The sequence below is a fragment of the Bacillus sp. 22-7 genome (genome assembly GCF_010628845.1).
Classification (GTDB): Bacteria; Bacillota; Bacilli; order Bacillales; family Cytobacillaceae; genus Cytobacillus; species Cytobacillus firmus_B.
Genome location: NZ_NJQY01000016.1, coordinates 97,895 through 112,142 on the forward strand (window position 1 = coordinate 97,895; position 14,248 = coordinate 112,142).

The 14,248-nt window shown below is 41.0% G+C and carries 12 protein-coding genes and 1 pseudogene; 1 reads left to right on the plus strand and 12 read right to left on the minus strand.

The window, feature by feature from the left end; all coding sequences use genetic code 11:
- Positions 1-113: 113 nt before the first annotated feature.
- Positions 114-1,064: a 4-hydroxy-3-methylbut-2-enyl diphosphate reductase gene (locus CE058_RS14150; protein WP_048011146.1), complete on the plus strand. Its 951-nt coding sequence runs from the start codon at positions 114-116 to the stop codon at positions 1,062-1,064.
- Positions 1,065-1,258: 194 nt separating this feature from the next.
- On the opposite strand, the gene CE058_RS14155 is transcribed toward CE058_RS14150, so the two are convergent.
- The 12 genes and pseudogenes from CE058_RS14155 to glyQ form a co-directional block, all read right to left on the minus strand.
- Complete coding sequence (locus tag CE058_RS14155; protein ID WP_048011147.1) at positions 1,259-2,374, minus strand: Nif3-like dinuclear metal center hexameric protein; 1,116 nt, start codon at positions 2,372-2,374, stop codon at positions 1,259-1,261.
- Positions 2,371-3,078, minus strand: a complete 708-nt coding sequence (locus tag CE058_RS14160; protein WP_048011148.1) for a tRNA (adenine(22)-N(1))-methyltransferase — start codon at positions 3,076-3,078, stop codon at positions 2,371-2,373. The genes CE058_RS14155 and CE058_RS14160 overlap by 4 nt, the downstream gene beginning before the upstream one ends.
- A gap of 149 nt (positions 3,079-3,227) precedes the next feature.
- Positions 3,228-3,593, minus strand: a complete 366-nt coding sequence (gene cccA, locus CE058_RS14165; protein WP_026583849.1) for a cytochrome c550 — start codon at positions 3,591-3,593, stop codon at positions 3,228-3,230.
- A gap of 206 nt (positions 3,594-3,799) precedes the next feature.
- The gene (locus CE058_RS14170) at positions 3,800-4,939 is read right to left on the minus strand and encodes an acyl-CoA dehydrogenase (protein WP_163143466.1); all 1,140 of its coding nucleotides are present in this window, start codon (positions 4,937-4,939) and stop codon (positions 3,800-3,802) included.
- A gap of 103 nt (positions 4,940-5,042) precedes the next feature.
- Positions 5,043-5,570 (minus strand): hypothetical protein, encoded by a 528-nt coding sequence (locus CE058_RS14175; RefSeq protein WP_163143469.1) that lies wholly within the window; start codon positions 5,568-5,570, stop codon positions 5,043-5,045.
- A 73-nt stretch (positions 5,571-5,643) separates the two neighbouring features.
- Positions 5,644-6,768 (minus strand): RNA polymerase sigma factor RpoD, encoded by a 1,125-nt coding sequence (gene rpoD, locus CE058_RS14180; RefSeq protein ID WP_035332682.1) that lies wholly within the window; start codon positions 6,766-6,768, stop codon positions 5,644-5,646.
- A gap of 107 nt (positions 6,769-6,875) precedes the next feature.
- Positions 6,876-8,690 (minus strand): DNA primase, encoded by a 1,815-nt coding sequence (dnaG, locus tag CE058_RS14185; protein WP_163143472.1) that lies wholly within the window; start codon positions 8,688-8,690, stop codon positions 6,876-6,878.
- A 39-nt stretch (positions 8,691-8,729) separates the two neighbouring features.
- A pseudogene (locus CE058_RS14190) lies at positions 8,730-9,169 on the minus strand (YaiI/YqxD family protein).
- A gap of 328 nt (positions 9,170-9,497) precedes the next feature.
- On the minus strand, positions 9,498-10,316 hold the full coding sequence (locus tag CE058_RS14195) for a pyruvate, water dikinase regulatory protein (RefSeq protein WP_048011152.1): 819 nt from the start codon (positions 10,314-10,316) through the stop codon (positions 9,498-9,500).
- Between the two features lie 28 nt (positions 10,317-10,344).
- Positions 10,345-10,977, minus strand: a complete 633-nt coding sequence (ccpN, locus tag CE058_RS14200) for a transcriptional regulator CcpN (protein WP_163143475.1) — start codon at positions 10,975-10,977, stop codon at positions 10,345-10,347.
- A gap of 258 nt (positions 10,978-11,235) precedes the next feature.
- Positions 11,236-13,308 (minus strand): glycine--tRNA ligase subunit beta, encoded by a 2,073-nt coding sequence (gene glyS / locus CE058_RS14205; RefSeq protein ID WP_048011154.1) that lies wholly within the window; start codon positions 13,306-13,308, stop codon positions 11,236-11,238.
- Positions 13,301-14,191 carry a glycine--tRNA ligase subunit alpha gene (gene glyQ, locus CE058_RS14210; protein ID WP_035331136.1) on the minus strand — a complete coding sequence of 297 codons (891 nt, stop codon included), beginning with the start codon at positions 14,189-14,191 and terminating at the stop codon, positions 13,301-13,303. Before glyQ ends, glyS begins: the two co-directional genes overlap by 8 nt.
- Positions 14,192-14,248 lie beyond the last annotated feature (57 nt).

Below are 14,248 nucleotides of genomic sequence, written 5' to 3' on the forward strand. Positions count from 1 at the left end.
TTGTATTATCGGTTTATCTCTTATATAATAAAGATGCAATATGGAGTTTTTCCGTTTAGAAACAGAACTCAGTTCAATTCATATATAAGCTTTTAATTAGGGAGGATATACCGATGAACGTCATAAAAATCTCTCCTCGGGGGTATTGTTACGGTGTGGTGGATGCAATGGTGATTGCAAGGAACGCTGCACTTGACCCATCTTTGCCGAGACCCATCTATATTTTGGGTATGATCGTCCATAACAAACATGTGACAGATGCTTTTGAAGAGGAAGGCATTGTTACACTTGATGGTAAAGACCGCAAAGAAATCCTGGATAAAGTGGACAAAGGCACTGTCATTTTTACAGCACATGGCATTTCACCTGAAGTGCGGGAAGCAGCGAAACAAAAAGGCCTTGTAACACTTGATGCAACCTGCCCTGATGTAACAAGGACACATGACTTGATCAGGGAAAAGGAAAAGGAAGGCTTTCAAATCATTTACATTGGCAAAAAAGGCCATCCTGAACCTGAAGGTGCAGTTGGAGTGGCTCCCCATGCAGTTCATTTAGTGCAGACTGTTGAGGATGTAAATGAACTTAACATACAGGCTGATAAAATACTGGTGACAAATCAGACTACAATGAGCCAATGGGATGTTGTCCATGTAATGGATCAGATTAAGGAAAAATACCCTCATGCAGAGTTCCACAAAGAAATCTGCATGGCTACCCAGGTCCGCCAGGAAGCAGTTGCAGAACAAGCTGGCCAGGCCGATGTATTAATCGTTGTAGGTGACCCTAAGAGCAATAACTCCAATCGTCTTGCACAGGTATCAGAAGAAATTGCGGGGACAAAAGCCTACCGTATTGCTGATATTACTGAACTGGATGTGAATTGGATTAAAGAGGCATCAACAGTTGCCGTTACATCAGGAGCCTCAACCCCGACACCGATTACAAAGGAAGTTATTACTTTCCTTGAACAATTTGATCCGGCTGATGAGTCCACATGGTCACGCGAGAAGAAAGTGCCGCTAAATAAAATACTTCCGAAAGTAAAGAAGCCTGCAAAGTTATAAGAAAAACGGAAGTGCATATAAAGTGAAACTTCAATCAGCGGGGGGCTTTATCCCCCGCTGATTGTTAGTTAAACCAATCGGGCCTTTACGGGCAGTTTGACCCCCACTTCTCTGATTCTTGAAGTGGGATCTTACTGCCCGTTAGACTGCAATAAACAGAACCGGTCCCTGAGGGAGGCCGGTTCTGTTTATTATCAGACAAATTTAAACGGATCTGTATGAACTTCAGAAGGAAAAATGGATACGCTATACCCTTTTTCTGTACACATCTGAGATAATTTTTGGGTGACTCCTTTTTTCATTACCTTTTCAACATTATGGCCGGGATCAACAATATTCAGGCCCGTCATCATCGCATCATGTGCCACATGGTAATACATGTCCCCCGTCACATATACATCAGCACCCTTCATCTTTGCTGACATAAAGTACTTGTTTCCATCTCCCCCCAGAACAGCAACTTTCTTCACTTTTGAAGAAAGGTCGCCCACTACACGAACTCTCTCCACTTCAAGTGTTTGTTTTACATGCTCAGCAAATTCCCCCAGAGTCATCTCGCCAATTACTCCAATTTTACCCAGCCCCAGAACTTCACCCTTGTTTTCAAGCTTGTAAATATCATAGGCAACTTCTTCATAAGGATGGTTTTTGAACATAGCAGAAAGCACTTTCTTTTCTATATGTTCGGGAAAAATGGTCTCAATGCAGACTTCACAAACAGCCGCAAGCTCACCCAGCTGGCCAATATGAGGATTTGCTTCACTGCCAGGCTTAAACTGCCCTGTCCCTGAAGACGTAAAGGAGCAATGACTGTAATTGCCGATTGAACCAGCCCCTGCGTTTCCAAGTGCTTGTCTTAAAGACTCAGCATTTTCTTCAGGCACAAACACAGCTAGCTTTTTCAATACAGTTTCGTATGTGGGATATAAGACTTCTGTATTGGAAAGCTTCAGTGCATCAGCCAGCATATCATTGACGCCGCCTTTGGCGATATCCAAATTTGTATGTGCTGCATACACAGCTATATTATGTTTGATAAGCTTTTCAATAATTCTTCCTGATGGAGTATCAGTGGGAATTTTTTGCAGAGGTCTGTATATTAACGGGTGATGAGCTATGATCAGCTGAACATTCTTTGCAATTGCCTCATCAACTACACCTTCGAGAACATCCAGAGCAATCATGACATTTTCAACAGGAGTGTTAAGCCTGCCAACCTGGAGGCCAATCTTGTCTCCTTCCATCGCATATCCTTTTGGGGAATACTGTTCAAATAGTTGGATAATCTCATGTCCATTTATTTTTTTCACTGCATCAATACCTCCTCTGCCATTTTGATTTTCCGCTTTAACTCCTGTTTTCTCTTCTCTGTTTCACTGGAATTTGCTGCTTTTTCAAGCTGCAAAAGGATTCTCTCCCAATTCTTCTTTTCGCCGAGCCACTTGTTTTGAAATACGGCTGATTTTTGCTCCATAAGAAAAGGGCCCATCAACAAACCTTGTTCTTTATTCTTGTAGGGTTTATACGGCTCTCCTTTTTCAGCTGCAAGGATTTCATAGATCTTTCCGTCTTCTTCAAGAATTTCTTCGGCTATTAACTCCCAGCCATTGTCAATCAGCCAGCTTCTAATTGAGATAGCACTTAAATTCGGCTGCAGGATCAGCCTCTTTACAGAAGCAAGCTTGCTCTTCCCCTCTTCAAGAATGCTTGCAATTAAAGCCCCTCCCATGCCTGCAATAGTTATGCAGTCAACTTCATTTGGGCTAATTACTTCAAGCCCGTTCCCTTTTCTAACGGAGATCTGATTTTCGAGTCCTTCCATTTTCACCTGTTTTTTGGCGGATTGATAGGGACCCTCCACCACTTCACCAGCAACAGCAAAAGAGGCGATCCCTTTCTTTACTGCATAGCATGGCAAATACGCGTGGTCTGAGCCGATATCAGCTACTCGTGCGCCTGAGGGAATATAATTTGTTACAGCTTCAAGCCGATTTGATAATTTTTCAGTATTCATTCTGTCACCACTTATTTATGTATTGTAAAAAGCGCAAAGCGCCTGCTCTTCCTGAGCAAAAGTTAAAAAAGCTATCGTCAATTTACGATAGCCTTTCTTATAGTATAAAAAAAGTCCTTTACATATGCAAAGGACTTTCATTATAGGTATTACTTAAGGCCTGCTAACCATTCAGCCATTTCGGCAGCTTTGTCTTGAGGCACTAATCCTGGAGGCATTGAGCCTTTACCGTTTACTACGATATCAGCGATCTCATCCTGCGATAAACGATCGCCTACACCTGTTAGAGCAGGACCAACTCCGCCTTGATACTGGTCACCGTGACATCCGATACAGCTCTTCTGGTAAATTTCTTCAGGGGTCGCAGCTGCAGTTTCTTCAGTTTCAGCACCGCCGCCTTCCTGTTCTTTTGCAAGCTCTTCCATATCGCCAAGACCTTTAAAAGAAACTAGGAACATTGCTACCACACCAAAAACCATAATTAACACAAATGGAATGATTGGATTGCGATTCATGATTTAACCTCCCTTATGTAAGCACATTCAGTTTAAGTAAGTATACAAACAATGTCTATTTTACTTTAAAAAAGACAGAAGGAAAAGCCCTATTGTAAACTTTGTCAAATCTTGTTCATAAATTGGACAAAAAACTCCATCTTGAGGATGGAGTTTTTGCTAATTATTTCACCTGCATAGCTTATTCATACCTATAATATATAGTCTTAGCATCCGATGAGGCGCGCAATGACCATTCTTTGTACTTCAGAGGTGCCTTCACCGATTTCTGTAAGCTTACCGTCCCTCATATAGCGTTCAACATGGTATTCTTTCATATAGCCGTATCCGCCGTGGATCTGGACAGCCTGGTCGGCGATTTCCATACAGATTTCTGAGGCATAGAGCTTGCACATGGAAGCTTCTTTGGCAAATGGTCTCCCCTGATCTTTCAGCCATGCAGCCTTGTAGACCATATTTCGTGCTAATTCAATTTTCATCGCCATATCTGCAAGTTTAAACTGAATAGCTTGGAAGTTTGAGAGAGAACGGCCGAACTGCTGGCGCTCCTTTGCATATTGAAGCGCTTTATCATAAGCAGCCTGCGCTATCCCCAAAGCCATTGCCCCAATACCAATACGCCCTCCATCCAGTGTGATTAAAAACTGTTTGAAGCCCTCGCCTTTTTTGCCGAGCAAGTGCTCAGTCGGAACGCGTACGTCTTCAAGTACCAGTTCAGTTGTATTTGAGGCATTGAGTCCCATTTTTTCATAATTATCGATAACGGTAAATCCTTCTGCATCCGTTGGAACAATAATCGCACTGATTTCTTTTTTTCCATCCACTTCACCCGTGACAGCAGTCAAAGCTAAATGCTTCGCATAGCTGGCATTCGTAATAAAGCATTTATTACCATTAATGCTATATTCACCATCTTTTTCGACAGCTGTGGTTCTGGTACCGCCAGCATCTGAGCCTGCATTAGGCTCTGTCAGCCCGAAAGCTCCAAAAGACTCACCTGTACAGATAGGCACCAGATACTTTTGCTTCTGCTCTTCGGTACCGAATAAATAAAGCGGTGCTCCTCCAAGTGATATATGCGCGGAATAAGTGATTCCAGTTGACGCGCAAGCCCTGCTCAACTCCTCTGTTACAATAGCAAAGCTAACAGTATCTGCCCCTGCGCCACCATATTCTTCAGGGAAAGGAAGCCCCATCAAGCCAAGGTCAGCCATTTTCTTAAATACTTCTACTGGAAATTCCTTTGTACGGTCTCTTTCCAAAGCTCCTGGTGCAACTTCTTCCTGAGCAAATTCCCTGATTGTTTTAAGGATCATATTCTGTTCTGCAGTTAAGTCAAAATTCATGTAAATCCCCCTTATAAGAACAAAAGTTGTATACGCTTTCATTACTATTATATAAGGGATATTAGAGTTTTCTCAACATTTAAAAACTTTTTAAAATATTTTATTATATGAATATAGAAATAACTAATAAAAGAAAGCCAAGAGCCCCTGAAATCCATAGATATAGGAATTTCCATTTTAATCCTGAAAACAGCCAAAGAACACAATTAATTACTAGGGAAACATAGAGAATTCTCTCGTTTCCTGGATATAACACCGATACAATATCAACAGATCCCATTAGTAAAATCAAAGCTCCTGATATGATGGGGATATGTATCATTTTTACTTTTTTAGAAAAATAAAAAATAAAGAAAATATCCGAAGACATGAAAAGAATTAAAATGACGGTTTGCAAAGTAATAGACAATTCAGTAAAATAAATTAATAAAGCAGAAATTGGAATCAGCAGTAGGAGGATAAGGTTGGCAAGATATAAAACCACTGTATTTTTACGTTTTTTTATTCCCTTCGGCTGACTTCCTTCGGTGTAAAGAGCAAGCAGGTAGTCACAATAATGGTCAGGGAGCATTCGGCTCTTTTTCCAATGCAGCAGCTCGTTAACAATGATTTTTTTTCTGTTTTCTTCCAACCAAAGCACATCCTGTCAAAAAAAATAGTTTACTTCCATTGTAAGAAGTAAACTATCCACTGGCAATTATTTTTTATTCTAAAAAGTCTTTTAAACGTTTGCTTCTGCTCGGATGGCGCAGCTTTCTTAAGGCTTTGGCTTCGATTTGGCGAATACGTTCGCGGGTAACGCCAAATACCTTGCCGACTTCTTCCAAAGTTCTCGTACGGCCATCGTCAAGGCCGAATCGAAGACGCAGAACGTTTTCTTCTCGGTCAGTCAGTGTGTCCAGAACATCTTCAAGCTGTTCTTTCAGAAGCTCGTATGCCGCATGCTCCGATGGAGAAGTGGCATCCTGATCTTCGATGAAGTCACCTAAGTGAGAGTCATCCTCCTCACCGATAGGTGTTTCTAATGAAACAGGTTCCTGTGCAATCTTAAGAATTTCTCTTACTTTGTCTGGAGTTAAATCCATATCTTCAGCAATTTCTTCCGGTGTTGGTTCACGGCCAAGATCCTGAAGAAGCTGGCGCTGAACACGAATCAATTTATTGATGGTTTCCACCATATGGACAGGAATACGTATCGTTCTGGCCTGGTCAGCAATCGCTCTCGTAATGGCCTGGCGTATCCACCATGTTGCATACGTACTGAACTTGAATCCTTTGCGGTAATCGAATTTTTCAACCGCTTTTATCAGTCCCATATTCCCTTCCTGGATAAGGTCAAGGAACAGCATTCCGCGTCCTACATACCTTTTCGCGATACTCACAACCAATCGGAGGTTCGCTTCTGCCAGGCGTCTTTTAGCTTCTTCATCGCCTTCCTCAATACGGTTGGCAAGTGCAATCTCTTCTTCTGCAGAGAGTAAATCAACACGTCCAATTTCTTTTAAGTACATACGGACAGGATCATTAATTTTCACACCCGGAGGGACACTTAAATCATTAAGATCAAATTCTTCCTCATTTTTTGCAAGTTCCTGAACATTCGGATCTTCATTTTCATTATCACCAACTAACTCAACACCCTGATCTCCGAGGAATTCATAGAATTCATCCATCTGGTGGGAATCAAGTTCAAATTGAGACAATCTTTCTGCTATATCATCATAGGCAAGGACACCTGTCTTTTTTCCTATTTCAACTAATTGATCTTTCGCTTGTTCAAGGGTCAATTCTGTATCAACCTCTTTTGAACGGGCCGACTTTTCAGCCATATGTCCCCCTCCTTCCAAAAATCACACACATTCTAAATCTTCTTAAAATGGGACTTTTCCTAAGGTAATGCTAATCCCAAAACATTTATTCAAGGCACACAGCCTTCTTATAGTGACTTTCGCAAATGAAGAATTTCCATTGCGATTAAAGCCGCTTTAGCATAATCCTTCTGGCGTTCTGCTTCCTTTTCTTCATTTAGTTTTTCTTTTATTTTTAACATCTTTTGATAATTCAACACCTGTTTAAGGTAATCTGATAATTCCTGTTCACTTATTTCATCATTTATGGACATCATTTCTATATCCACCACAATACGCTTAAGCTTTTCATCATTTATAAAATTTATGAATGCACTCGGATCAGGCGTATGGCCTTTTTCGTAGAAACCTAAAAGATAGGTAATAATAGCCTGATGTTCATCGATGTTAAATGTATTTCCCTGAAGCATATCCTGAACTTTAAATGCTATGTCACTACTCCTGAGCATATGGGCAATCAGCCTTCTTTCCGCTGTATGAAAGGCGGGTTTAAGACTATCAGCCCTTTTGGGTGTCTGCAGCCTTTTTTGAGGCTCGAAAGCACCTTTGCCCTTCTGGCTGCTTTTTCTCTTCTCCGTGTAATAAACCTGTTTTTGCTGCTCTTTCAAGGCTTCCAGAGAAAGTGAAAATTCATTCGCCATCTGGCGAAGATAATGGTCTCTTTCCACCGCTTTATCAAGTCGGCTGATTTCTTTTAATACCTCTTCGATATAAAGGAGCCTATCTCCTTCATTTTGAAGCCTTTTGCCTCTGCGGAGATAAAGAAGTTTAAATGCCATAAAGGTTATGCTGGATTCGATTACATCATGACGAAATTTTTCTTCGCCGTATTCTTTAATATAATCATCCGGATCATAGCCGTCAGGCATCAGTGCCACTCTGATCTGGCAGCCTGCTTCCGTTAGCAGGTTTGCTGCCCGGTATGCGGCTTCGATACCGGCATTATCGGAATCATAACAGATCGTGATTGATTGAACATTTCTTCTTAAGGAAGCAACATGTTCTTCAGTTAAAGCAGTGCCCATCGTACCAACACCATTACCGACGCCAGCACGATCAGCGGCGATTACATCTGCAAACCCTTCAAAAAGAACGGCTCTCTGCAATTTTTTAATCTGTGGTCTCGCCAAATGAAAATTATATAAAGTTTTGCTTTTATTAAAGATTGCTGTTTCAGGGCTATTTAAATATTTGGGCTCATCGGCCCCAAGGGATCTCCCTGAGAAAGCAATCGTATTTCCGCTGCGGTCAAAAATCGGGAACATAATTCTATCTCTGAAGCGGTCAAAATAGTTCCCATCTTTCTCCCTTTTGATGATCAGTCCTGCTCTTTCCATGACGCCTTCGGGGAACTTTCTTTTAGTCAGGAACTTGAAGACAAAATCCCAGGACTTTAATGAATAACCGATTTGAAATTTCTCGATCGATTCCATCGTAAAGCCTCTATTCAGCAAATATTCTAATGCATGCTGACCATCTTTTGTGTTTACAAGCAGATGGTGATAAAATTTACGCAGAAGCTCATGGGCTTCCATCATCTGCTGTACATCCAAAGGCATTGATTTTGCTGATGCTGCGGATGCATCAATTTCGAGCTTGATATTTCCCTTTTCAGCGAGTTTTAATGCGGCTTCCTGAAAGGAATATCCTTCTAAATCCATTATAAAAGAAAACGCATTGCCTCCTGCTCCGCATCCAAAGCAATGGTAGATTTGCTTTTCGGGTGATACAGAAAAGGAAGGAGTATTTTCGCCATGAAAAGGACAAAGCCCAAAGTAGTTGCGTCCTTGCTTGTTTAATTGGATATAGTCGCCAATGACATCAACAATATCTACAGCTTGCCGAATCTCATTTACTTTCTCCTCGGCGATCCGTTCTGCCATATGAACAACTCCATTACTTACTGAGATATTCGATAAACGTTACTGAATCCCTTCAAAATTCGACAAAATCTTTGTCAGCTGCTGCACAAACCTGGATCGGTCCTCTTGACTAAATGGTTTTGGGCCTTTCCCATAAACCCCTCTTCTTCGCGCCTTGGCTGAAAGGTGCCTCATTTCCAAAGCGGTTCGAATTTCACTTTCCTCAAATAAAATTCCCCTGGGAGAAAGGACATAAACACCCTTTAACAAAGAGTTGATGCCAATCCAATATCTTGAGTTACAACTGCATCTCCTGTTTTCACATTGTTCATTATGAATAAATCTGCAGCTTCCTTACTGCTGTCAATAAATTTCCAGACAGCCCCATTCAGGTCATTTTGCATATGGGCATAAGAAGCAACAAACACTGCGTCCACAGTAAAGGAATTGGCTATTTCGACAATTTCTTCTTTTACAGGACAGGAATCAGCATCCACCATAATGATTGGTTTGCCTAATGTTCTAATAATTCTACATGACTCCGCATAATCCTTCTTTACATGAATAACTTTTGCATAGTGAGATATGTCGAATTTTTTCTTGGTCGAAAGCTTGACATGCCACAATAAATAGTTTATTCCTTGGCAATGAACTCTAAACCTATTCGGATACATTTTTATCACAATTTTTTATTATAGTACATTAATCTCTATTTTGCCATTATTTTATCTGGCAAGAATATAATTTAATTTTGCAGTTTTTATATGAAAAAAGCCCTTGTAACCTTGCCGGGTAAAAAAAAGAAAAGGCACATAAAGAATTTATGTGCTAGCTTTTTGGAAAGTTTTTCCGGTATTGATTTAGGATCATATTGGCTGTTTCTTCTACTGCTTTGTTCGTAACATCAATAACCGGGCATTTAATTTTGGAAACGGTTTTTTCAAAGTAACCTATTTCTTCTTTGATTCTCTCTATATTTGCATAGCTGGCATTATCGCTTAGACCTAATGATATCAGGCGTTCTCTTCGAATAAAGTTTAATTTTTCAGGACTGATTTTCAGACCGAAGCACTTATCCGGCGGGACTAGAAACAGCTCTTCTGGAGGATCGACTTCAGGCACAAGGGGCACGTTAGCCACTTTAAGGCGCTTGTGGGCAAGATACTGGGAAAGAGGTGTTTTTGAAGTCCTTGATACACCGATCAGCACTATATCAGCCTTTAATATACCACGGGGGTCACGGCCATCATCATATTTTACAGCGAACTCGATTGCTTCAATCTTTTTAAAATAATCTTCATCCAGCTTTCTGACCAGTCCTGGTTCGAAAAGCGGTGTAATGCCGCAGGCTCTTTGGATTTGATCCATTAAAGGGCCAACAATATCAAAAGCATATATCCCTTCTTCAGCAGCCCGCTGGTTAATATATTTTCTCATGTCCGGCTTGACCATTGTATAGGCTATCATCCCATTATCAAGCTTTGCGAGTGAAATAACTTCATCAATATGTACTTTCTCTTCAACATATGGAAAACGCTTGATAGATATATCGCTGCCATTGAATTGGCTCGTTGCAGCTTTTGTTACAAGTTCAGCCGTTTCTCCCACTGAGTCTGAAACGACATAAATGACTGGCAATTTTTCCATCCTTTAACACCATCTCCTTCTTTCACTGCTACTTTTCCCCGGCTAGAGCCAAGAATGCTTTCGTCAGATTTGTTTTGGTTATCCTGCCGTTTACTTCAAACCCTTTCTCCGTCTTTTTTACAACAGGAAGGGCGTCGATCTGCTTTTCAATCAGCTTTTTAGCAACTTCGATAAGCAAATCATCTTTTTCACACATGGTAATGTTAGGCATTCTGGTCATAATGATATTTACAGGGATGGAATTTAGCTCCTGCTTGCCAATACTTGCACGGAGTAAATCCTTCCTTGACAGAACCCCAACAAGCAGTGAACCCTGATCGACAACAAATAACGTGCCGACATCTTCCAGAAACATTGTCACAATTGCATCATATACCGACACATTCTCATTAACCACTACAGGAATAGATTGATAATCCCTTACATATAGCTTTTGAAGGTTTTCAGTCAGCAGCTGCGCCCCAGTCTTCCCTGTATAAAAATAGCCTACACGCGGACGGGCATCTAAATAGCCTGCCATCGTTAATATAGCCAGATCCGGCCTTAGTGTTGCCCTCGTTAAATTAAGCTGTTCCGCAATACTCTCACCAGTGATCGGCCCGTTTTCCTTAACGATTTCTATTATTTTTTCCTGCCTTTTATTTAATTCGATTTTTCTCACCACCTAATCTGAAAAGGAGATGCTTTTGGCACTCATTTCCCACTATAATAAGGTTATACTTTTATATAATTATTATATACTATTTGTCATAAATGAAAAGATGTGTTTCATCTATAGTTTGATTTACGCTGCCTAATATGCCCAAAATACGAAAGAGCCCGTCAGTGTGATAAACAGGCTCTTTCCTGACAGCCACGGCAGCTGTCCTCATCTTAGATTTTAATCGTATTCAAGCATATGACGCAAAGTTTTAGCTTATTACTTAACAATTATTTCGTTCATATTTGCAAATTTCTTTATCACATCAGACAAATGTGCCATTTGATGCAGCCTATTGCGGCGAATTTCCTGATTCTCATCCATTACCATAGTATGCTCAAAGTACTGATCAATTTCAGGTTTCAAGCTGATTAGCAAGTTAAAGGCTTCTTCCTCTTTAACCTCTTTTTTCAACTCCTCGGTTACTGATAAATATTTACTGAACAGAGCTTTTTCATTTTCATTTTCAAATAAGCCGCTGTCAATATCCCCTTTATCTTCAGCCTTAGAAGCAATGTTGATTACCCGGCTAAGAGCTTCAATGCTTTCCTTGAAGCCATCTGCATCCTTGCTGGATTCCAATACCTGAGCCCTATTCACAAGTGAAGGCACGGAGCCGATATCATTTCCTAATACAGCTTCAATTAAGTCATAGCGTATTGCTTTTTCCTGCAGCATATATTTAATTCTTAATTTAAAGAAAGAAACTAATTCCTGCATTAAGTCATTTTTTGATTTCTTTCCTATATTCGCATTAAGCACGGTCTCTAAAGATAATGCGATCAATTCTTCGAGTTTCAAATCCCAGTGTTTAGCCAGTAACGTCTGGATGATACCGGATGCCTGTCTTCTTAAAGCATATGGATCCTGGGAACCGCTTGGAATAATTCCAATTGCAAAGGATGACACAATCGTGTCCAGCTTCTCAGCAATGGAAAGCACTGCACCAGCATCACTTTCCGGCGTCTGGTCCTCTGCATTGCGCGGCATGTAATGTTCATTAATTGCACGCGCCACAGCTTCCTTTTCACCTTTTTGCAGGGCGTATTTTTCTCCCATAAACCCTTGCAGCTCAGGAAATTCGTAAACCATATGTGAAACAAGGTCAAACTTAGAGATTTCAGCAGCGCGGTCTGTCACTGCTTTTGCTTCACCACTGAAGTCAAGAATCTCACTCAGCTTTGCTGCCAGCTGGCGGACACGGTTTACCTTTTCAGCAAGGGTTCCAATTTCTTCGTGATACACAATGTTATTGAGTTTTTCGAGCGATGCTGATATATCCGTTTTTTGGTCTTCTCTGTAGAAGAAAGCTGCATCAGAAAGCCTTGCCCGCAATACCTTTTCATTTCCTTTAGCCACTTTTTCCAAATGTTCATGTGAACCATTCCGGACTGTCACAAAGTAAGGAAGAAGAGTGCCATCTTTGGACTTTACCGGGAAATAGCGCTGATGCTCTTTCATGGAAGTAATTAACACCTCTTCCGGAAGCTCAAGGTATTCTTCTTCAAACTTGCCATATAATGCAGTCGGGTACTCAACCAGATTATTTACTTCTTCCAATAAATCTTCATCCACCGGGACAACCCAGCCATGTTCTTCCTCAATTTTTTCCAATTGAGAGAGAATGGCACTTTTTCTTTCCTGAGGGTTAGTGATCACATATTGAGCCAGCAATGCCTTTTCATAATCAGCAGGATTGTTAATCTCAATCTCTTCCCCTAAAAAGCGGTGACCTCTTGTAAGATTGGAGGTCTGGACATTTGTGATTGAAAAAGGAATGACTTCATTTCCGAATAATGCAATAAGCCATTTGACCGGCCTGATAAAACGCAAATCCTGGTTTGCCCAGCGCATGTTCTTCGGGAATGATAGCGAGGTAATAATCTGCTGAAGTTCAGGCAGAAGTGCAGCTGTTTCCTGACCTTTAATGAATTTGCTGACATGGGCGTATTCAATGCCGTTAATTTCTTTAAAAAATATATCTTCAATAGAAGCTCCCTGACCCCGGCTGAATCCAATCGCAGCTTTTGACCATTCTCCATCTTCTGTTAAAGCGATTTTTTTCGCAGGTCCTTTCGCTTCCTCATTTATGTCCTCCTGGGCGGTATCCACTCCCCTTACAAGAACAGCCAAACGGCGGGGAGAGGAGAAAGCGCTGATCTCTTCAAAAGATATTTTCTTTTCCAAAAGCCATGATTTCACTTTATCTGAAAGCTGATTCATTGAATTAGTGACAAATCTGGCAGGCATTTCTTCGAGTCCAATTTCCAGCAGAAGATCTTTCTTATTCATGAGAGCCTTCCTCCTTATCCTTTAGAATTGGGAAGCCAAGTTTTTCTCTCTCTTCATAAAAGGTCTTGGCTATTTTTCTGGCCAGATTCCGGCACCTTGCAATATAGCCTGTTCTTTCTGTTACTGAGATCGCTCCCCTGGCATCGAGCAGGTTAAAAGTATGGGAACATTTCAATACATAGTCATAAGCCGGGTGTACAAGCCCTTCATCCATTTGCCTATGTGCTTCTTTCTCATAAATATTGAACAAATTGAAGAGCATTTCCTGATCTGATGTTTCAAACGTGTATTTCGAATGCTCAAACTCGGGCTGCAGGAAAATGTCCCTAACTGTAAATCCTTCTGTCCATTCAAGGTCAAAGACATTTTCCTTATCCTGAATGTAAGAGGCAAGCCTTTCAATTCCATATGTAATTTCAACAGACACAGGCTTGCATTCCAATCCGCCTACCTGCTGGAAGTATGTGAACTGTGTTATTTCCATTCCATCAAGCCACACTTCCCACCCTAAGCCCGCACAGCCCAGTGAAGGATTCTCCCAGTTATCTTCCACAAACCGGATGTCATGTTCAAGCGGATCAATGCCCAATGCCTTAAGTGAATCAAGATACAGCTCCTGGATATTATCAGGGGATGGCTTCATGATCACCTGAAATTGATGATGCTGATAAAGCCGGTTGGGATTCTCTCCATATCGGCCATCAGCCGGACGGCGTGAAGGCTCTACATAAGCCACATTCCACGGCTCTGGTCCGATTGCACGTAAAAATGTATATGGGCTCATAGTACCTGCGCCCTTTTCAGTATCATAAGCCTGCATCAGGATACAACCCTGTTCAGACCAATGTTTTTGAAGTGTTAATATCATGTTTTGAATATTCATAGGACACCTCTTTCGTATAAATAGTTATATTTCGTCTCTCAATGTTGTCCGTTGATT

Bases quoted from the DNA above. Each gene is read 5' to 3' on its own strand.
- CE058_RS14150 (WP_048011146.1), top strand. From the start codon at position 114: ATGAACGTCATAAAAATCTCTCCTCGGGGGTATTGTTACGGTGTGGTG.
- CE058_RS14160 (WP_048011148.1), bottom strand. From the start codon at position 3,078: ATGAATACTGAAAAATTATCAAATCGGCTTGAAGCTGTAACAAATTAT.
- cccA (WP_026583849.1), bottom strand. From the start codon at position 3,593: ATGAATCGCAATCCAATCATTCCATTTGTGTTAATTATGGTTTTTGGT.
- CE058_RS14170 (WP_163143466.1), bottom strand. From the start codon at position 4,939: ATGAATTTTGACTTAACTGCAGAACAGAATATGATCCTTAAAACAATC.
- rpoD (WP_035332682.1), bottom strand. From the start codon at position 6,768: ATGGCTGAAAAGTCGGCCCGTTCAAAAGAGGTTGATACAGAATTGACC.
- dnaG (WP_163143472.1), bottom strand. From the start codon at position 8,690: ATGGCAGAACGGATCGCCGAGGAGAAAGTAAATGAGATTCGGCAAGCT.
- CE058_RS14195 (WP_048011152.1), bottom strand. From the start codon at position 10,316: ATGGAAAAATTGCCAGTCATTTATGTCGTTTCAGACTCAGTGGGAGAA.
- glyS (WP_048011154.1), bottom strand. From the start codon at position 13,308: ATGAATAAGAAAGATCTTCTGCTGGAAATTGGACTCGAAGAAATGCCT.
- glyQ (WP_035331136.1), bottom strand. From the start codon at position 14,191: ATGAATATTCAAAACATGATATTAACACTTCAAAAACATTGGTCTGAA.